Source organism: Pseudomonas sp. 382, assembly GCF_002759075.1.
Taxonomy (GTDB): Bacteria; Pseudomonadota; Gammaproteobacteria; order Pseudomonadales; family Pseudomonadaceae; genus Aquipseudomonas; species Aquipseudomonas vlassakiae.
In genome coordinates, this window is sequence record NZ_PEMX01000010.1 from 133,587 (window position 1) to 151,982 (window position 18,396).

The 18,396-nt window shown below is 64.2% G+C and carries 16 protein-coding genes; 9 read left to right on the top strand and 7 right to left on the bottom strand.

The genetic code is table 11. The features are described from left to right. Positions 1 to 36 precede the first annotated feature (36 nt). Positions 37 to 1,530 (bottom strand): polyphosphate:AMP phosphotransferase, encoded by a 1,494-nt coding sequence (gene pap, locus CQW31_RS14180; RefSeq protein ID WP_099814765.1) that lies wholly within the window; start codon positions 1,528 to 1,530, stop codon positions 37 to 39. Between the two features lie 106 nt (positions 1,531 to 1,636). Here pap and mnmC point away from each other — a divergent pair, with 106 nt between their 5' ends. The 5 genes from mnmC to CQW31_RS14210 all read left to right on the top strand — a co-directional run bounded on the left by mnmC (position 1,637) and on the right by CQW31_RS14210 (position 8,900). After that, a complete protein-coding gene (gene mnmC / locus CQW31_RS14185) occupies positions 1,637 to 3,604 on the top strand; it encodes a bifunctional tRNA (5-methylaminomethyl-2-thiouridine)(34)-methyltransferase MnmD/FAD-dependent 5-carboxymethylaminomethyl-2-thiouridine(34) oxidoreductase MnmC (RefSeq protein WP_099814766.1) in 1,968 nt (655 codons plus the stop codon). Between the two features lie 183 nt (positions 3,605 to 3,787). After that, complete coding sequence (locus CQW31_RS14190; RefSeq protein ID WP_099814767.1) at positions 3,788 to 5,575, top strand: N-acetylglutaminylglutamine amidotransferase; 1,788 nt, start codon at positions 3,788 to 3,790, stop codon at positions 5,573 to 5,575. Between the two features lie 3 nt (positions 5,576 to 5,578). After that, a complete protein-coding gene (ngg, locus tag CQW31_RS14195; protein WP_099814768.1) occupies positions 5,579 to 7,324 on the top strand; it encodes an N-acetylglutaminylglutamine synthetase in 1,746 nt (581 codons plus the stop codon). Positions 7,325 to 7,432: 108 nt separating this feature from the next. After that, positions 7,433 to 8,617 carry an osmoprotectant NAGGN system M42 family peptidase gene (locus CQW31_RS14205; protein ID WP_054886404.1) on the top strand — a complete coding sequence of 395 codons (1,185 nt, stop codon included), beginning with the start codon at positions 7,433 to 7,435 and terminating at the stop codon, positions 8,615 to 8,617. A gap of 55 nt (positions 8,618 to 8,672) precedes the next feature. Beyond that, on the top strand, positions 8,673 to 8,900 hold the full coding sequence (locus tag CQW31_RS14210; protein WP_054886405.1) for a YheU family protein: 228 nt from the start codon (positions 8,673 to 8,675) through the stop codon (positions 8,898 to 8,900). A gap of 153 nt (positions 8,901 to 9,053) precedes the next feature. Here the strand turns inward: CQW31_RS14210 and csrA are convergent, their stop codons facing one another. Together csrA and CQW31_RS14225 are read right to left on the bottom strand one after the other, a co-directional pair. Beyond that, positions 9,054 to 9,236: a carbon storage regulator CsrA gene (gene csrA / locus CQW31_RS14220; RefSeq protein WP_099814771.1), complete on the bottom strand. Its 183-nt coding sequence runs from the start codon at positions 9,234 to 9,236 to the stop codon at positions 9,054 to 9,056. A gap of 128 nt (positions 9,237 to 9,364) precedes the next feature. Continuing rightward, positions 9,365 to 10,174, bottom strand: coding sequence for an SDR family oxidoreductase (locus CQW31_RS14225; protein WP_099814772.1), 810 nt, complete (start codon positions 10,172 to 10,174; stop codon positions 9,365 to 9,367). A 312-nt stretch (positions 10,175 to 10,486) separates the two neighbouring features. On the opposite strand from CQW31_RS14225, the gene CQW31_RS14230 reads away from it, so the two are divergent. Further along, positions 10,487 to 10,639, top strand: a complete 153-nt coding sequence (locus CQW31_RS14230) for a DUF3309 family protein (RefSeq protein ID WP_012271016.1) — start codon at positions 10,487 to 10,489, stop codon at positions 10,637 to 10,639. Positions 10,640 to 10,692: 53 nt separating this feature from the next. Here CQW31_RS14230 and CQW31_RS14235 read toward each other — a convergent pair whose 3' ends face one another. The 3 genes from CQW31_RS14235 to CQW31_RS14245 form a co-directional block, all read right to left on the bottom strand. Then, positions 10,693 to 12,357, bottom strand: coding sequence for a cation acetate symporter (locus tag CQW31_RS14235; RefSeq protein WP_054886408.1), 1,665 nt, complete (start codon positions 12,355 to 12,357; stop codon positions 10,693 to 10,695). Next, on the bottom strand, positions 12,354 to 12,665 hold the full coding sequence (locus tag CQW31_RS14240) for a DUF485 domain-containing protein (RefSeq protein WP_054886409.1): 312 nt from the start codon (positions 12,663 to 12,665) through the stop codon (positions 12,354 to 12,356). Before CQW31_RS14240 ends, CQW31_RS14235 begins: the two co-directional genes overlap by 4 nt. A 241-nt stretch (positions 12,666 to 12,906) precedes the next feature. Then, the gene (locus tag CQW31_RS14245; RefSeq protein WP_054886410.1) at positions 12,907 to 13,767 is read right to left on the bottom strand and encodes a glycine betaine ABC transporter substrate-binding protein; all 861 of its coding nucleotides are present in this window, start codon (positions 13,765 to 13,767) and stop codon (positions 12,907 to 12,909) included. Positions 13,768 to 13,963: 196 nt separating this feature from the next. Here CQW31_RS14245 and CQW31_RS14250 point away from each other — a divergent pair, with 196 nt between their 5' ends. Continuing rightward, positions 13,964 to 15,529: a beta (1-6) glucans synthase gene (locus tag CQW31_RS14250; RefSeq protein ID WP_099814773.1), complete on the top strand. Its 1,566-nt coding sequence runs from the start codon at positions 13,964 to 13,966 to the stop codon at positions 15,527 to 15,529. Positions 15,530 to 15,667: 138 nt separating this feature from the next. Here the strand turns inward: CQW31_RS14250 and CQW31_RS14255 are convergent, their stop codons facing one another. Then, positions 15,668 to 16,033 carry a hypothetical protein gene (locus tag CQW31_RS14255; RefSeq protein ID WP_099814774.1) on the bottom strand — a complete coding sequence of 122 codons (366 nt, stop codon included), beginning with the start codon at positions 16,031 to 16,033 and terminating at the stop codon, positions 15,668 to 15,670. A gap of 189 nt (positions 16,034 to 16,222) precedes the next feature. Here CQW31_RS14255 and CQW31_RS14260 point away from each other — a divergent pair, with 189 nt between their 5' ends. Beyond that, complete coding sequence (locus CQW31_RS14260; RefSeq protein WP_054886413.1) at positions 16,223 to 17,521, top strand: serine/threonine protein kinase; 1,299 nt, start codon at positions 16,223 to 16,225, stop codon at positions 17,519 to 17,521. Between the two features lie 76 nt (positions 17,522 to 17,597). Then, on the top strand, positions 17,598 to 18,341 hold the full coding sequence (locus tag CQW31_RS14265; protein WP_371858381.1) for a VacJ family lipoprotein: 744 nt from the start codon (positions 17,598 to 17,600) through the stop codon (positions 18,339 to 18,341). The last annotated feature ends 55 nt before the right edge of the window (positions 18,342 to 18,396 follow it).

Sequence of the window (18,396 nt, forward strand, 5' to 3'; positions counted from 1 at the left end):
TAAATTCATCGGGTCATTCCTCGGCGGCATGACTGGCTATTTCTTGTCCTTGGCGAAAGCTGCCTCCAGGGCTTGGTTGATCGTGCGCAGCACCTTCACCCGCGCCCAGCGCTTGTCGTTGGCTTCGACCAGCGTCCACGGTGCGATCTCGCTGCTGGTGCGGTCGACCATGTCGCCCACGGCCTGGGTGTAATCATCCCACTTGTCGCGGTTGCGCCAGTCGTCTTCGGTGATCTTGTAGCGCTTGAACGGGATCTGCTCGCGCTCCTCGAAGCGCTCCAGCTGGGTCTGCTGGTCGATTGCCAGCCAGAACTTGACCACCACCACGCCGGCATTGACCAATTGCTCTTCGAAGTCATTGATTTCGCTGTAGGCACGCATCCAGTCGGCCGGAGTGCAGAAGCCCTCCACCCGCTCCACCAGCACCCGGCCGTACCAGGAGCGGTCGAAGATGGTGAACTTGCCGCGCGCCGGGATGTGCCGCCAGAACCGCCACAGGTAAGGCTGCGCACGCTCTTCTTCGGTGGGCGCGGCAATCGGCACGATGCGGTACTGGCGCGGGTCCAGCGCGGCCGCCACGCGGCGGATGGCGCCGCCCTTGCCGGCAGCATCGTTGCCTTCGAAAACCGCCACCAGGGCATGCCGGCGCATGCGCTTGTCGCGCAGCAGGCCGGCCAGGCGGGCTTGCTCGGTGACCAGCTGCTCCTGATAGTCTTGCTTGTCCAGGCGCACGCTCAGGTCCAGGGCACCGAGCAGGCTGCGCTGATCGATGCTCCGGCCCAGCGGAGCGACGTTGCCCTGGTGCTTGCCCTTGGGGTTATTGGCCAGCGCCGCCTGCAGGCTTTCCAGCAGGATGCGCCCCACCGCCAGGCTGCGGTAGTTCGGGTCGACGCCTTCGACGATATGCCACGGCGCGTAATCGCGGCTGGTGCGGCGCAGCACGCGTTCGCCGAAGCGCACGAAACGGTCGTAGGTTTCCGACTGCTGCCAGTCCAGCGGGCTGATCTTCCAGCTGTGCAACGGGTCGTCCTTGAGCGATTTCAGGCGCGCCTTCATCTGCTTCTTGGACAGGTGGAACCAGAACTTGATGATCAGTGCGCCTTCGTCACAGAGCATCTGCTCAAGCCGTTCGGCACCGGTGATGGCCTGGTCGAGCACGGCGTCCTTGAACTGGCCATGGACCCGCCCCTGCAGCATCTGGCTGTACCAGTTGCCGAAGAACACGCCCATCCGCCCTTTGGGTGGCAACGCTCGCCAGTAACGCCAGGCCGGTGGCCGGGCCAGTTCTTCATCGGTCTGCTGGTCGAAGGTGAGCACGTCGATCATGCGCGGGTCCATCCACTCGTTGAGCAGCTTGACCGTTTCGCCCTTGCCGGCGCCTTCGATGCCATTGATCAGCACGATTACCGGGAACCGCGCCTGCTGTTTGAGTTCGTATTGCGCCTCAAGTAGCGCTTCGCGCAAGGCAGGCACTTCTGCGTCGTAGGTTTCCTTGTCGATGCTGTGACCGATTTCTGCGGATTCGAACATGCACTGGCTCCTTCATTGGATAAGCAAGACTAGCGGATTTGCGTAGCGCCTGCGCAAACCCGGCAGATGACATAAGATCCGCACATCCGCTGCAACCGAGCCAACCATGTCCACCCTCCTCCAGCATGCCCAGATCGACTGGGACGACCAGGGCCGCCCCCACTCGCGGCAGTACGACGACGTCTATTTCTCCAAGAATGAAGGCACCGACGAAACCCGCTACGTATTCCTCGAACAGACGCGCCTGGCGCAGCGCTTCGCCGCCCTGGCCCCACACGCTTGCCTGGTGATCGGCGAGACCGGCTTCGGCACCGGCATGAACTTCTTCTGCGCCTGGCAGCTGTTCACCGAACAGGCCCATGCCGATGCACGCCTGCATTTCATCAGCGTCGAGAAGTACCCGCTCGGCCGCGACGACATGGCTCGCGCCGCGCGCTTGTGGCCGGAGATGGCGGCCTTCACCGAGCCCTTCCTGGCCCAGTACGTGGCAGTACACCCGGGCTTCCAGCAGTTCAGTTTCGACAACGGCCGGGTCACCCTGACCTTGCTGATCGGCGACGTACTGGAGCAACTGCCGCAGCTCGACGCCAGCATCGACGTGTGGTTTCTCGACGGCTTCGCCCCCGCGAAGAACCCTGACATGTGGACCCCAGAGCTGTTCGGCCAATTGGCACGGCTGGCCCACCCCGGCACCGCGCTGGGCACCTTCACCACCACCGGATGGGTGCGCCGCGGGCTGATCGATGCAGGCTTCACCATGAAGAAGATCCCAGGCATCGGCAAGAAGTGGGAGGTGATGAGTGGCGAATACACCGGGCATCCATCGCCGGCCATGGTCACGCCCTGGTACGCCCGCCCCGCGCCTGTGGCAGGCCCGCGCCAGGCACTGGTGATCGGTGCCGGCCTGGCGGGCAGCGCCAGCGCCGCCAGCCTGGCCGCACGCGGCTGGCAGGTCACGGTGCTGGAACGCCACGCGGCGCCCGCGCAGGAGGCGTCGGGCAACCCGCAGGGTGTGCTGTACCTGAAGTTGTCCGCCCATGGCACCGCCTTGTCGCAGATGATCCTGGCCGGTTTCGGCTTTACCCGGCGCCAGCTCGAACGGTTGCAGCGTGGCCGCGATTGGGACGCCTGCGGTGTGCTGCAACTGGCCTTCGACCGCCAGGAAGGCGAGCGCCAGGCCAAGCTTGCCGAGGCCTTCGACAGCAGCCTGCTGCGGGCGCTGGAGCAGGCTGATGCCGAAGCGATTGCCGGGGTGGCGCTGCCTGCGGGCGGCCTGTTCTACCCCGAGGGTGGCTGGGTACACCCGCCCGCCTTGTGCCAGGCGCAGCTGCAGCACCCGAACATTCGCGTTCAACTCCATCAAGATGTGGTCGAGCTGCGCAAGGCCGACGGCCTGTGGCAGGCCTGGGATGGGGAGCATTTGCTGGCCAGCGCGCCGCTGGTGGTGCTGGCCGGGGCCGCCGATGTGCGCCGCTTCGCGCCTTGCGCGCAATTGCCGCTCAAGCGCATTCGCGGGCAGATCACGCGCCTGCCCGCCACTGAAGCCAGCCGTGCCTTGCGCACCGTGGTCTGTGCCGATGGCTACGTCGCACCGCCCCGGGGTGATGAGCACACCCTGGGTGCCAGTTTCGATTTCCACAATGATGACCTGACACCGACCGTTGCCGAGCACCAAGGCAACCTGGCGTTGCTGGATGAGATTTCCACCGACCTGGCCTCACGGCTGGGCGCGGAGGCACTCGACGTCGAGCAACTGCAGGGCCGGGCAGCGTTTCGTTGCACCAGTCCGGATTACCTGCCGATAGTCGGCCCGGTCGCCGACCCTGAAGTGTTTGCCCAGGCGTATGCCGTGCTCGGCAAAGATGCGCGACAGGTACCGGAGGTGGCGTGCCCGTGGCTGGATGGGCTGTATGTGAACAGTGGGCATGGCTCGCGAGGGTTGATCACCGCGCCGTTGAGTGGCGAGCTGATTGCGGCCTGGGCCAGTGGCGAACCGCTGCCGTTGCCACGGGCGGTGGCTGAGGCCTGCCACCCCAACCGGTTCATGCTGCGCCGGCTGATTCGCGGGAAGTGAGGGGGCTGGGGGCGTATGGCGATGGATCTCACAGGCGACACAAATTTATCGGCTCACACTTCAGGCCTTACCCCTGCTTATAACAGATCGATCTAAAACTCCCACAAACCGCACAGGTCAGTTCCTTACAGGGTGCCCTAATCCGGGGCGCTCATTCCCCAACGGAAAAACCGGTAAGGACCTATGTGCGGATTAGCAGGAGAGTTGCGTTTCACCCCCATCGACCAGGCCCCTCGCCCAGCCGACCTGGCTGCGGTAGAGCGCATAACCCACCACCTGGCGCCCCGTGGCCCCGACGCCTGGGGCTTCCATAGCCAGGGCCCGATCGCCCTCGGCCACCGCCGCCTGAAGATCATGGACCTGTCCGACGGTTCGGCGCAGCCGATGGTCGACAACACCCTGGGCCTGTCCCTCGCCTTCAACGGCGCCATCTACAACTTCCCCGAGCTGCGCCAGGAATTGCAGGCGCTGGGCTACAGCTTCTGGTCCGACGGCGACACCGAGGTGCTGCTCAAGGGCTACCACGCCTGGGGCGCAGCCTTGCTGCCCAAGCTCAACGGCATGTTCGCCCTGGCCATCTGGGAACGCGACAACCAGCGCCTGTTCCTGGCCCGCGACCGCCTGGGCGTCAAGCCGCTGTACCTGTCGCGCAACGGCGAGCGCCTGCGTTTCGCTTCGACACTGCCGGCGCTGCTCAAGGGGGGCGATATCGATCCGATGATCGACCCGGTGGCGCTCAACCACTACCTCAACTTCCATGCCGTGGTGCCTGCACCGCGCACGTTGCTGGCCAATGTACAGAAGCTCGAGCCAGGCACCTGGATGCGCGTCGACCGTCACGGCGAAGTCGAGCGCCAGACCTGGTGGCAGTTGCACTATGGCCCCAACCCGGACGAGCGCGACCTCGACCTGGAAGGCTGGACCACTCGCGTGCTCGACGCCACCCGCGACGCCGTGGCCATCCGCCAGCGCGCCGCCGTTGACGTCGGCGTGCTGCTGTCTGGCGGTGTCGACTCCAGCCTGCTGGTCGGCCTGTTGCGCGAGGTCGGCGTGGACGACCTGTCGACCTTCTCCATCGGCTTCGAGGATGCCGGCGGCGAGCGCGGTGACGAGTTCCAGTATTCCGATCTGATCGCCAAGCACTACGGCACCCGCCACCACCAGCTGCGCATCGCCGAGCACGAGATCATCGAGCAGCTGCCGGCCGCCTTCCGTGCCATGAGCGAACCGATGGTCAGCCACGACTGTATCGCCTTCTACCTGCTGTCGCGGGAAGTGGCCAAGCATTGCAAGGGCGTGCAGAGTGGCCAGGGCGCCGACGAGCTGTTCGCCGGCTACCACTGGTACCCGAAGGTGAACGGTGCCGAGGATGCCTTCGCCGCCTACCGCGACGCCTTCTTCGACCGCAGCCATGACGAGTACCGCGACACGGTCCAGGCCCCTTGGCTGCTGGAGACCGACGCGGCCGGCGACTTTGTCCGCGAGCACTTCGCCCGCCCCGGCGCCCCCGAAGCCGTGGACAAGGCATTACGCCTGGACAGTACGGTGATGCTGGTCGATGACCCGGTCAAACGGGTCGACAACATGACCATGGCCTGGGGCCTGGAGGCGCGCACCCCATTCCTCGACTACCGCCTGGTCGAACTGTCGGCGCGCATTCCGGCACGCTTCAAGCTGCCCGACGGCGGCAAGCAGGTGCTCAAGCAAGCCGCGCGGCGGGTGATCCCCCACGAGGTGATCGACCGCAAGAAGGGCTACTTCCCGGTGCCCGGCCTCAAGCATCTGGAAGGCGCAACGCTCGGCTGGGTGCGCGACCTGCTGACCGACCCAAGCCAGGACCGTGGCCTGTTCAACCCGGCCATGGTTGACCGCCTGCTGAGCAATCCGCACGGCCAGCTCACCCCACTGCGCGGTTCCAAACTGTGGCAGCTGGCGGCCCTGAACCTGTGGCTCAGCGAACAAGGAATCTGACCGATGAAAACCCACGAAATCGCCTACGGTCAGCGCCTTCTGCGCGGCCAGGCGCCGTCCTACGAGCGCTTGCAGGCGCGCCTGGCCGGCGACGGCAGCGAGCCGCACGACCAGCCGCGTGTGTTGCACTGCGGTTGGGGGCGTCTGCTGATCGGCCACACCTACCCGGACCCAGCCAGCCTGGCCGCCGCCTTGCAGGAGGAGCGCCCCGGCGAGCGTGACATCGCCCTGCACGTGGCCGCCCCCCAGCAATTGCTGGCCCAGGCACCCCAGCAGCTGTTTCTCGACCCCTCCGACACCTTGCGCCTGTGGTTCACCGACTACCGCCCGGCGCAGCGGGTGTTCCGTGGCTTCCGTGTGCGCCGGGCGCAAAACCCCAGCGACTGGCAGGCGATCAATACCTTGTACCAGGCGCGCGGGATGCTGCCGGTCGACCCCGAGCTGGTCACCCCCCGCCACCTTGGTGGCCCGGTGTACTGGCTGGCCGAAGATGAGGACAGCGGTGCGGTGATCGGCAGTGTCATGGGCCTGAACCACAGCAAGGCGTTCGACGATCCCGAACACGGCAGCAGCCTGTGGTGCCTGGCCGTGGACCCGCAGTGCACCCGTCCGGGGGTTGGCGAGGTGCTGGTGCGCCACCTGGTCGAACACTTCATGAGCCGGGGCCTGGCCTACCTCGACCTATCAGTGCTGCACGACAACCACCAGGCCAAGCGCCTGTACGAAAAACTCGGGTTCCGCAACCTGCCGACCTTTGCGGTCAAGCGCAAGAATGGCATCAACCAGCAACTGTTTCTCGGGCCCGGCCCGGAAGCCGGCCTCAACCCATACGCCCGCATCATCGTCGACGAAGCGTTGCGCCGCGGTATCGAGGTGCACGTCGACGACGCCGCTGCCGGCCTGTTCACCCTCAGCCTGGGCGGGCGCCGGATCCGCTGCCGCGAGTCGCTGAGTGACCTGACCAGTGCCGTGACCATGACCTTGTGCCAGGACAAGCGCCTTACCCAGCATGTCCTGCGCAACGCCGGGCTGCAGGTGCCAGCGCAGCAGCTGGCCGGCAATGCCGACGACAACCTGGCGTTTCTCGACGAGCATGGCGCGGTGGTGGTCAAGCCTGTGGACGGCGAGCAGGGCCAGGGGGTGGCGGTCAATCTCACCTGCATCGAGGAAGTGACACAGGCCGTGGAAAGCGCCCGCCGCTTCGACAGACGGGTGCTGTTGGAGAGCTTTCATGCCGGCAGCGACCTGCGCATTCTGGTGATCGGCTATGAAGTGGTGGCGGCGGCGATTCGCCACCCGGCCCAGGTGATCGGTGACGGCAAGCACAGCATTCGTCAGCTGATCGAGGCGCAGAGCCGCCGGCGCCAGGCGGCGACCGGTGGCGAAAGCCGCATCCCGCTGGACGACGAGACCGAACGTACCCTGCACAGTGCCGGGCACGGCTATGACGACGTGCTGCCCGCCGGCCAACGCCTGGCGGTGCGTCGCACGGCCAACTTGCATACCGGTGGCACCCTGGAAGACGTCACCGAACGCCTGCACCCGGTGCTGGCCGATGCGGCGGTGCGAGCGGCGCGCGCGCTGGAAATCCCGGTGGTGGGCCTGGACTTCATGGTACGCGATGCCGAGCAACCGGATTACGTGATCATCGAAGCCAACGAGCGGGCCGGGCTGGCCAATCATGAGCCGCAGCCGACGGCCGAGCGGTTTGTCGATTTGCTGTTCCCGCATAGCCGGCCTTTGGCATGAATCAGTGTTGAGGCCTTCGCGGGCACGCCCGCTCCCACAAGGGCGGTGCAATACCTGTGGGAGCGGGCGTGCCCGCGAAGGCCCCAACACAGGAACCAAGGAGTACCCATGACCGATCGACTCCCCGAACCCGACCTCGACTACATGAAGCGCGTGCTGCTGGAGATGCTCGCCATCCCCAGCCCGACCGGCTTCACCGATACCATCGTGCGTTACGTGGCCGAACGCCTGGACGAACTGGGCATCCCCTTCGAACTGACCCGCCGTGGCACCATCCGTGCCACCCTCAAGGGCCGGCAAAGCTCGCCCGACCGCGCCGTCTCGGCCCACCTCGACACCATCGGCGCCAGCGTGCGCCAGTTGCAGGACAACGGCCGCCTGGCCCTGGCCCCGGTAGGCTGCTGGTCGAGCCGCTTCGCCGAGGGCAGCCGGGTCAGCGTGTTCACCGACACCGGCGTCTTCCGTGGCAGCGTATTGCCGCTGATGGCCAGCGGGCATGCCTTCAACACCGCCATCGACCAGATGCCGATCAGCTGGGAACACGTCGAGGTACGCCTGGATGCCTACTGCACCACCCGCGCCGATTGTGAAACGCTGGGCATTGCCATCGGTGATTTCGTCGCCTTCGACCCACTGCCGGAGTTCACCGAAAGCGGCCATATCAGCGCCCGCCACCTGGACGACAAGGCCGGCGTGGCAGCCCTGCTGGCCGCCCTCAAGGCAGTGGTGGAAAGCGGCCGCCAGCCACTGATCGACTGCCACCCGCTGTTCACCATCACCGAGGAAACCGGCTCCGGTTCCGCCGCTGCCCTGCCCTGGGATGTCAGCGAGTTCGTCGGCATCGACATCGCCCCGGTCGCCCCCGGCCAGGCCTCCAGCGAGCATGCGGTGAGCGTGGCCATGCAGGACTCGTCCGGGCCATACGATTACCACCTGTCACGCCACCTGCTGAAGCTGGCCGGCGACCAGGACGTGCCAGTGCGCCGCGACCTGTTCCGCTACTACTTCAGCGATGCCCACTCGGCCGTGACCGCCGGGCATGACATCCGCACCGCGCTGGTGGCGTTCGGCTGCGATGCCACCCATGGCTACGAACGTACCCATATCGACAGCCTGGCCGCGCTCAGCCGCCTGCTTTCGGCATACCTGCTCAGCCCACCCGTGTTTGCCAGCGACTCGCAACCGGCCAATGCCTCGCTCGAGCGCTTCAGCCACCAGCTGGAGCACGATGCGCAGATGGAAAGCGATACCCGGGTACCGGCCGTGGACAGCCTGGTAGGAAACAAAAGCTGATGGCCATGGAATCGCGTAGCATGCAGGGATTCATGAACAAGACCGTGCGCTGCCCATGCTGATCCCCTACGACCAACTGCAAGCCGAAACCCTGACCCGCCTTATCGAAGACTTCGTCACCCGTGACGGTACCGATAACGGCGACGATACCCCGCTGGAGACCCGTGTGCTGCGGGTGCGCCAGGCGTTGGCCAAGGGCCAGGCGTTCATCCTGTTCGACCCGGAGAGCCAGCAGTGCCAGCTGCTGGCCAGGCATGACGTGCCCCGCGAGCTGCTCGAGTGACATCGTGCCTTGTCGCGGGTCCTGTGGGAGCGGCCTTGCGTCGCCAAAGGGCTGCAGAGCAGCCCCAGCAATCTCGGCGCAGTCGCTGATATCCTGGGGCCGCTTTGCGGCCCTTTCGCGACGCAAGGCCGCTCCCACAGAGGCCGGTGCCGGTCAATCAGCCTTGCGCGCCAGCGCAGCCTTGATCCGCCGATAGACTTCGGCCCGGTGCACCGGCACCTTGCGCGGCGCATCCACACCAAAGCGCACCACGCCATTGCGCGTTTCCACTACCTTGATCCGAATATCGTCACCAATGGTGATGACTTCACCGATTTCACGCGTGATCACCAACATGTCCCGGCCCTCTCGCAACAGGAAAAGACCGCAGAGTGCTTAGGGATATTCCTCTGGACAATACTTCGCCTGCAATTCAGAACGAGCCTACGCAGGCAGGTAATTTCTCCTACAGACAATTCCTACAATCAACGCGACTGCGCCTTGGCCCGCATCTTTACCGCCATGTCCGCCATCGCATCGTACAGCCGCTCCGGCGCCTGGCGTTTGAGCTGCCAAGCCTCGCGCCCGGCGGTATGGGGGAGGATCAGGAACTCACCCGCCGCGACGTGCTGGTGGATGTAGTCGGCGATATCCGCCGCGCTGATCGGCGAGCCTTCCAGCAGCTTGCCGACCTGGGCTTTCATCGCCGAGTTGGGCCCACGGAACGAGTCCAGCAGGTTGGTCTGGAAGAACGACGGGCACACGCAGTGCACCGCCACCTCGAGCTGGCGCAGCTCCACCAACAGGCTCTCCGAAAGCGCCAGCACGCCGGCCTTGGCCACGTTGTAGTTGCTCATGCCAGGCCCCTGCATCAGCGCCGCCATGGACGCGACGTTGATGATGCGGCCCTTGCTGCGCTCCAGCTGCGGCAGGAACGCCTTGCACCCCTTGACCACGCCCATCAGGTTGACCGCAATCTGCCAGTCCCAGTCTTCCAGCGACAGCTCGGCGAAGAAGCCACCCGAGGCGACGCCGGCATTGTTGACGATCACATCGATGCCGCCGAACTTCTCTTCGCAGGCCTGGGCCAGGGCGGTGAGCTGGCTGTAGTCGCGCACGTCGCAGCGCTGGACGAAGCCCTCGCCCCCTGCGTCCCGCACCAGCGCCAAGGTTTCGCGCAGGCCCGCTTCGTTGACATCGGCCAGCGCCAGGTGCCAGCCCTCACGCGCCCAGCGCAGGGCGATCTCGCGGCCAAGGCCGGAGCCGGCGCCAGTGATCATGATGCGGTTTTGCATGGTGGCACGCCTTGTTCTGACAGGTTGTGCAGCGAGTCTAATCAAGGCTTCGGCCGGGGGCAGGATCCATCAGGGTAGTGAATGGGCGGGCATGTCTGTGTAGTCAGTGCCAGCCTCTTCGCGGCTAAAGCCGCTGCCACAGGGATCACCTAAGGCCTGAGGCCAGCACAGTATCTGTGGAAGCGGCCTTAGCCGCGAAGAGGCCGGCACAGGCAGTATTCAAATGGAATCTTTGGCAAGCGGCACCGGTCCGAATTTACAAGAGGCCAGCAGTCCGAGGCCCTTGACCTTCAACCACGCAAGGACTCCGTCATGACCACGATTCTCATCATCATCCTGATCCTTCTGCTGATTGGTGGCTTACCGGTCTTCCCGCACTCGCGCAGCTGGGGCTACGGCCCGTCCGGCATCGTTGGCGTGGTGCTGGTGATTCTGTTGGTGCTATTGCTGCTAGGCATGATCTAGCCGCAGCCCATGAAAAAACCGCGCCAAGGCGCGGTTTTTTCATGGCCGGTGGATCAGTGCGAAACCGCGCCGGAAGCGCCCAGGCCGGTCTGCGAGCGAACGAACTGCGGGAAGAACTTGGCACGTTCGTCATCCGCTGCCTTGGACTTGTCGGTGATCGAGAAGAACCAGATCCCGATGAAGGCGATGATCATCGAGAACAGCGCCGGGTACTCGTACGGGTAGATGGCTTTCTCATGGCCAAGGATCTGCACCCAGATGGTCGGGCCGAGGATCATCAGCGTCACCGCGCTCACCAGGCCCAGCCAGCCGCCGATCATGGCGCCGCGGGTGGTCAGCTTCTTCCAGTACATCGAGAGCAGCAGTACCGGGAAGTTGCAGCTGGCGGCAATGGAAAACGCCAGGCCAACCATGAAGGCGATGTTCTGCTTCTCGAACAGGATACCCAGGCCGATCGCCAGCACGCCAAGGGCAATGGTGGTGATCTTCGACACGCGGATCTCGTCCTTGTCGTTGGCCTTGCCCTTGCGCCAGACGCTGGCATAAAGGTCGTGGGAAACTGCCGAGGCACCGGCCAGGGTCAGGCCGGCAACCACCGCCAGGATGGTGGCGAAGGCCACGGCCGAGATGAAGCCGAGGAACACGCTGCCGCCCACGGCATCGGCCAGGTGCACCGCCGCCATGTTGTTGCCGCCGATCAGGGCGCCAGCGGCGTCCTTGAAGTCCGGATTGGTGCTGACCAGCAGGATCGCGCCAAAGCCGATGATGAAGGTCAGGATGTAGAAGTAGCCGATGAAGCCGGTGGCGTACAGCACGCTCTTGCGGGCTTCCTTGGCGTCACTGACGGTGAAGAAGCGCATCAGGATATGCGGCAGGCCAGCGGTACCGAACATCAGCGCCAGGCCCAGGGAGAACGCCGAGATCGGGTCTTTCACCAGGCCACCCGGGCTCATGATCGCTTCGCCCTTGGCGTGCACCTTGATCGCTTCGGAGAACAGCGTATTGAAGTCGAAGCCGACGTGTTTCATCACCATCAGCGCCATGAAGCTGGCACCGGACAGCAGCAACACGGCCTTGATGATCTGCACCCAGGTGGTAGCCAGCATGCCGCCGAACAGCACATACAGGCACATCAGGATACCCACCAGGATCACCGCGACGTGGTAATCAAGGCCAAACAGCAGCTCGATCAACTTGCCCGCGCCGACCATCTGCGCGATCAGGTAGAACGCCACCACCACCAGCGAACCGGAGGCCGACAGCGTGCGGATCTCCTTTTGCCCGAGGCGGTACGAGGCAACGTCGGCGAAGGTGTACTTGCCGAGGTTGCGCAGGCGTTCGGCAATCAGGAAGAGGATGATCGGCCAGCCGACCAGGAAGCCGATCGAGTAGATCAGGCCATCGTAGCCAGAGGTGAACACCAGGGCCGAAATACCCAGGAACGAGGCCGCCGACATGTAGTCGCCGGCAATCGCCAGGCCGTTCTGGAAGCCGGTGATCTTGCCACCGGCGGCGTAGTAGTCAGCCGCCGACTTGTTGCGCTTGGAGGCCCAGTAGGTGATACCGAGGGTGAAGGCGACGAAGGCCACGAACATGGCGATCGCCGGCACGTTCAGCGGTTGTTTCTGCACCTCGCCGGTCAGGGCATCGGCGGCCCACACGGCGGGTGCAAAGGCTCCGCAGGCCATGATGGCCAGGGCTTTGGCGTGGCGAATCATTGTTGCGCCTCCTTCAGGATGGCCTTGTTCAGCTCATCGAATTCACCGTTGGCGCGGCGCACGTAGATGGCGGTCAGGACGAATGCCGAAACGATCAGGCCGACGCCCAGGGGAATGCCCCAGGTAATCGACGAGCCAGGGCTGAGCTTGGTGCCCAGAATCTGCGGACCGTAGGCGATCAGGAGGATGAAGGCGCAGTAGAGGCCGAGCATGATCGCCGAGAGAATCCAGGCGAACCGTTCACGTTTGCTGACCAGCTCCTTGAAGCGCGGGCTGTTTTGTATCGAGAGGTAAATGCTGTCGTTCATTGTTTTTGTCCTAGCAGCACAGGTAGGGGATGGAACCCACACCCTTACTTTATGCAGCTGTTGGACGCCAACCAGACGACCTTAGTCTTAGATGCAACGGTGTTTTACTGAATTTGCAAAAAAGCGGGGCCGCTTTGCGGCCCTTTCGCGACACAAGGCCGCTCCTACAGGAGATCGCACACATCTGTAGGAGCGGCCTTGTGTCGCGAAAGGGCTGCAGAGCAGCCCCATGCTCTAAAAATTACTTGCCAGTCCACTCTTTAACGCGGTCAGGGTGCTTGGCCACCCAGTCCTTGGCCGCTGCCTCGGGCTTGGCCCCTTCCTGAATGGCCAGCATCACCTCGCCAATCTCATCCTTGGACTGCCACTGGAATTTCTTCAGGAACTCCGCCACTTCCGGCGCCTTGGTGCCCAGTTCCTTGCTGCCGATGCTGTTCACGGTCTCAGCCGCGCCATATACGCCTTTCGGGTCTTCGAGGAATTTCAGCTTCCACTTGGCGAACATCCAGTGCGGCACCCAGCCGGTCACTGCAATCGACTGCTGCTTGGCATACGCGCGGCCCAGTTCGGCGGTCATGGCCGCGCCGGAGCTGGCCTGCAACTTGTAGCCGGTCAGGTCGTAGTCTTTGATGGCCTGGTCGGTCTTGAGCATCACCCCCGAACCTGCATCGATACCGACGATCTTCTGCTTGAAGCTGGTATCGGTCTTGAGGTCGGCAATGCTCACCGCCTTGACGTACTCGGGAACGATCAGGCCAATCTTGGCATCCTTGAAGTTCGGGCCGTAGTCGACCACGTTGTCCTTGTTCTTGGTCCAGTACTCACCGTGGGTGACCGGCAGCCAGGCCGAGAGCATCGCGTCGAGCTTGCCGGTGGCCACACCCTGCCACATGATGCCGGTGGCCACGGCCTGCAGCTTCACGTCGTAACCGAGTTTCTGCTTGATCACCTCTGCGGCGACGTTGGTGGTCGCCACGCTGTCAGCCCAACCATCCACGTAACCGATGCTGACTTCTTTGGCCATGGCCTGTGCAGCGCTCATGGCCAATACCAGGGCGGTGCCCACCCCCAGGAAACGGCGCATTCTTGTAAAAGTAGCCATCAAAGCATCCCCTCGTCAGGTCTTGGAGATTGCATCATCTTCCTGCAACAAAGCGCGACCTGCTCCCACTGCGACCTGTACCACTCCATAGGCGACAGCACTGTGCCATTAGCGGCATCGAGCTACAGCGCCCTGCGCGATCCTTGCATGCCAAAGGTTTGGCGTCAGGCTACTATCTAACGTTTTGCGCCTGACGATGGACCGCCCGATGCCCGATGCCTCCCGCCCGCTGCCGTTGTACCTGCTCGCCTGCCTGCTCGCCCTGCTCGGGCTGGGAGCGCTCTGGTACGGGCTGGGCAAGCCGGTGCAGTTGCCCGACGCGGCCAGCCCCACGCATAAATTGCAGTGTGCGTCGTACACCCCGTTCGACAAGGACCAGTCGCCCTTCGACCAGCCTTTCCGACTGCGCCCGGCGCGCATGGACGCCGACCTGGCGTTGCTGGCCGAGCGATTCCAGTGCATCCGCACCTATTCGATGACCGGCCTTGAGGCAATCCCGGCGTTGGCGCGCAAGCATGGGCTGAAGGTGATGCTTGGCGCCTGGGTCAACGCCAACCCGGTCGACACCGGCAAGGAAGTGGACGCGCTGATTGCCGCTGCCAATGCCAACCCGGACGTGGTCAGCGCAGTCATCGTCGGCAACGAGGCGCTGTTGCGCAAGGAAGTGACCGGCGAGCAGCTGGCCGCGCTGATCGCAAAGGTGAAAAGCCAGGTCAGGGTGCCGGTGACCTATGCCGATGTCTGGGAGTTCTGGTTGCAGCACCCGCAGGTGGCGCCGGCCGTGGACTTCCTGACCATCCACCTGCTGCCCTACTGGGAAGACGACCCACGCGGCATCGACGATGCCCTGGCCCATGTTGCCGATGTGCGCCAAGTGTTCGGCAACCGATTCGCGCCCAAAGACATCTTCATCGGCGAAACCGGGTGGCCCAGCGAAGGTCGCCAACGCGAGACCGCAGTGCCCAGCCGGGCCAACGAGGCGCGCTTCATACGTGGTTTCGTCAGCATGGCCGAGGCCAATGGCTGGCACTACAACCTGATCGAAGCCTTCGACCAGCCGTGGAAGCGAGCCAGTGAAGGTGCCGTGGGCGGCTATTGGGGGCTGTACGATGCCGACCGGCAGGACAAAGGCGTGCTCGAAGGGCCGGTCAGCAACTTGCATTACTGGCCGCAGTGGTTGCTGGCGAGCGCGCTGTTGATGGCGGCCACGCTGCTGATGGCCGGGCGACCCGCGACACCGCTGGCAGCCCTGCTGTTGCCAGTGCTGGCCGCGTTCGCTGCGGGCTGCCTGGGCTTGTGGGGCGAGTTGATGCGCACCCATGCGCGGTTTGCCGGGGAGTGGGTGTGGGCGGTGGTGCTTGCTGGGTTGAACCTGCTGGTGCTGATGCATGCGGCCCTTGCCCTGGCACGCCGCGACGGCTGGCGTCGGCGGCTGTTCGACTATATGCAGGCTCGGGCCGGTTGGCTGTTGCTCGCGGCCGGTTTTGCAGCGGCGGTGAGCATGCTGGCGATGGTGTTCGACCCGCGCTACCGCAGCTTCCCCAGCGTGGCGCTGGCATTGCCGGCGCTGGTGTACCTGCTCAGGCCCGTGGCGGCGCGGCGAGCGGAGGTGGCGTTGCTGGCCTTCATCGTCGGCGCCGGGGTGTTGCCGCAGCTGTTTCGGGAAGGTTGGGAGAACCAGCAGGCTTGGAGCTGGGCGGTAGTCAGCGTGCTGATGACCGCAGCCCTGTGGCGAAGCCTGCGAATTACTATAAGGCGATAAGCTTTTTGTAGGAGCGGCCTTGCGTCGCGAAAGGGCCGCGTAGCGGCCCCAGCAATCTCGGCAGAATGCTGAAATCTTGGGGCCGCTACGCAGCCCTTTCGCGACGCAAGGCCGCTCCTACACAGACCGTGTAGTTTTTCAGGCTGCACGTTGCCGTACCAGGCGCAACCCCGCCAGCACCACCACGAACACCGCGATGCTGGCGGTATACAGCACCAGGGCAGGAATACCGAACACCAGCGCCAACACCGCCAGCCACCAACCGCCACGACTGGTAATGACCTGGGCAAGCAACGCCAGCCCCAACCCGGCCCAGGCCATCACCTGAAAGTGAATGCCCAGCCCCAACAACGAACGTACCTGGCACTGCCAGTGGTCGCCCGGCACTGCGCACAGCCCCACCCACTGTCCATCTTCCATCAAGCCATAGCGCACGCCATAACTGGCGGCAAGCCAGATGGCCAGAAACATCAGCAGTAGAGCGCCCGGCAGCGTTCGAGACATCCCGTTCTCCAATAGCGGTAATCGAAATCATCCATGATCGCCCAAGCCCTGTAGTAAGGCAAAATCACAACCCTGCAGCTATGTTGCAGATAACAAGCACACCAAAGGCCACCGCGCTCGGCAACTTTGCCCAGGCAACCGTGGTCCTAGCCTGCGTACTGCACGACCTTGATCCTTCTGGGGGAACACATGCTTCGATCTTGGCGCCTTGCCGCCCTTCTTGGCGGCCTGCTCATGGCTGCGGCCGCTTCGGCGCGGGATATCGACGCCGCCAGCTACGGCTACCCCTTGACCAACCCGTTCGAGGCGACCATCGCCACCACGCCGCCGGAGCAGCGCCCGACCCTGCCCAGCGACGATGACATCGACCAGTCCGACTACAGCCTGAACCTGCGCCCCGAGCGCGAGTTCACCCTGCCCGACAACTTCTGGGCAGTGAAGAAGCTCAAGTACCGCCTGGCCCGCCAGGACCACGAGGCACCGCTGATCTTCCTCATCGCCGGTACCGGTGCGCCCTACTCCAGCAGCATCAACGAGTACCTCAAGAAGTTGTTCTACCAGGCCGGCTACCACGTGGTGCAACTATCGTCGCCGACCAGCTACGACTTCATGAGCGCCGCCTCGCGCTTCGCCACCCCCGGGGTCAGCCAGGAGGACGCCGAGGACTTGTACCGGGTGATGCAGGCCGTGCGTGCCCAACACCCGCGCCTGCCGGTCAGCGAGTACTACCTGAGCGGCTACAGCCTGGGCGCGCTGGACGCTGCCTTCGTCAGCCACCTCGACGAAACCCGCCGCAGTTTCAACTTCAAGCGCGTGCTGCTGCTCAACCCGCCGGTCAATCTGTACACCTCGATCAACAACCTGGACAAACTGGTGCAGACCCAGGTCAAGGGCATCGACCGCAGCACCACCTTCTACGAACTGATGCTGGCGAAGCTCACCCGCTATTTCCAGGACAAGGGCTACATCGACCTCAACGACGCCCTGCTGTACGACTTCCAGCAGTCGAAACAGCACCTGTCCAATGAACAGATGGCCATGCTCATCGGTACCTCGTTCCGCTTCTCGGCGGCCGACATCGCCTTCACTTCCGACCTGATCAACCGCCGCGGCCTGATCATTCCGCCGAAGTTCCCGATCACCGAGGGCAGCAGCCTGACGCCGTTCTTCAAACGGGCGCTGCAATGCGACTTCGACTGCTACATGACCGAACAGGTGATCCCGATGTGGCGCGCGCGTACCGATGGCAACAGCATCCTGCAACTGGTCAACCAGGTCAGCCTGTATGCGCTGGAAGACTACCTGCGCAACAGCGACAAGATCGCCGTGATGCACAACGCCGACGACGTCATCCTCGGCCCCGGTGATATCGGCTTCCTGCGCAAGGTGTTCGGCGATCGCCTGACCCTTTACCCCCATGGCGGCCATTGCGGCAACCTCAATTACCGCGTCAACAGCGACGCCATGCTGGAGTTCTTCCGTGGCTAACCAATTCCTCCTCGCCACCGCGCTGCTCGTCGCCGCCGGCAATGCCCTGGCAGCCGAAACCGCACCACGGGCCAGCGTGGTCGAAGCCGACCCGCAAGTCACCCAGGCGCCGCTGACACCAGAGGCCGACGGCTTCATCGACCCGCTGCGCGAATTGAAATTCAACCCAGGGCTGGACCAGCGCGAATTCGAACGCTCGACCCTGGAAGCGCTGAACGTGTACGACCCGCTGGAGTCGGTGAACCGGCGCATCTACCACTTCAACTACCGCCTTGACCAATGGGTGCTGCTGCCACTGGTCAGCGGTTACCAATACGTCACGCCCAGCTTCGTGCGCACCGGGGTGAGCAACTTCTTCAACAACCTGGGTGACGTGCCGAACCTGTTCAACAGCGTGCTGCAGCTCAAGGCCAAGCGCTCGGCGGAAATCACCGCGCGGCTGATGTTCAACACCATCATCGGCGTGGGCGGCTTGTGGGACCCAGCCACCAGCATGGGCCTGCCGCGCCAGAGCGAGGACTTTGGCCAGACCCTGGGCTTCTATGGCGTGCCGGAGGGGCCGTACCTGATGCTGCCGGTACTTGGCCCGTCGAACCTGCGCGACACGACCGGACTGGTGGTGGACTATGCCGGCGAGCAGGCGGTCAATTACCTGAACGTGGCCGAAGCCAGCGAGCATCACCCGGAGATCTTTGCCTTGCGCGTGGTGGACAAGCGCTACACCACCAAATTCCGCTATGGGCAGCTCAACTCGCCGTTCGAGTATGAGAAGGTGCGTTATGTGTACACCCAGGCGCGCAAGCTGCAGATCGCCGAGTAGGCAGGCCCGGCCTCTTCGCGGCTAAAGCCGCTCCCACAGGTACTGTGCAGGTTTC

Coding starts and splice junctions, on each gene's coding strand:
- pap (WP_099814765.1), bottom strand. CDS start 1,530: ATGTTCGAATCCGCAGAAATCGGTCACAGCATCGACAAGGAAACCTAC.
- mnmC (WP_099814766.1), top strand. CDS start 1,637: ATGTCCACCCTCCTCCAGCATGCCCAGATCGACTGGGACGACCAGGGC.
- CQW31_RS14190 (WP_099814767.1), top strand. CDS start 3,788: ATGTGCGGATTAGCAGGAGAGTTGCGTTTCACCCCCATCGACCAGGCC.
- ngg (WP_099814768.1), top strand. CDS start 5,579: ATGAAAACCCACGAAATCGCCTACGGTCAGCGCCTTCTGCGCGGCCAG.
- CQW31_RS14205 (WP_054886404.1), top strand. CDS start 7,433: ATGACCGATCGACTCCCCGAACCCGACCTCGACTACATGAAGCGCGTG.
- CQW31_RS14210 (WP_054886405.1), top strand. CDS start 8,673: ATGCTGATCCCCTACGACCAACTGCAAGCCGAAACCCTGACCCGCCTT.
- csrA (WP_099814771.1), bottom strand. CDS start 9,236: ATGTTGGTGATCACGCGTGAAATCGGTGAAGTCATCACCATTGGTGAC.
- CQW31_RS14225 (WP_099814772.1), bottom strand. CDS start 10,174: ATGCAAAACCGCATCATGATCACTGGCGCCGGCTCCGGCCTTGGCCGC.
- CQW31_RS14230 (WP_012271016.1), top strand. CDS start 10,487: ATGACCACGATTCTCATCATCATCCTGATCCTTCTGCTGATTGGTGGC.
- CQW31_RS14235 (WP_054886408.1), bottom strand. CDS start 12,357: ATGATTCGCCACGCCAAAGCCCTGGCCATCATGGCCTGCGGAGCCTTT.
- CQW31_RS14240 (WP_054886409.1), bottom strand. CDS start 12,665: ATGAACGACAGCATTTACCTCTCGATACAAAACAGCCCGCGCTTCAAG.
- CQW31_RS14245 (WP_054886410.1), bottom strand. CDS start 13,767: ATGGCTACTTTTACAAGAATGCGCCGTTTCCTGGGGGTGGGCACCGCC.
- CQW31_RS14250 (WP_099814773.1), top strand. CDS start 13,964: ATGGACCGCCCGATGCCCGATGCCTCCCGCCCGCTGCCGTTGTACCTG.
- CQW31_RS14255 (WP_099814774.1), bottom strand. CDS start 16,033: ATGTCTCGAACGCTGCCGGGCGCTCTACTGCTGATGTTTCTGGCCATC.
- CQW31_RS14260 (WP_054886413.1), top strand. CDS start 16,223: ATGCTTCGATCTTGGCGCCTTGCCGCCCTTCTTGGCGGCCTGCTCATG.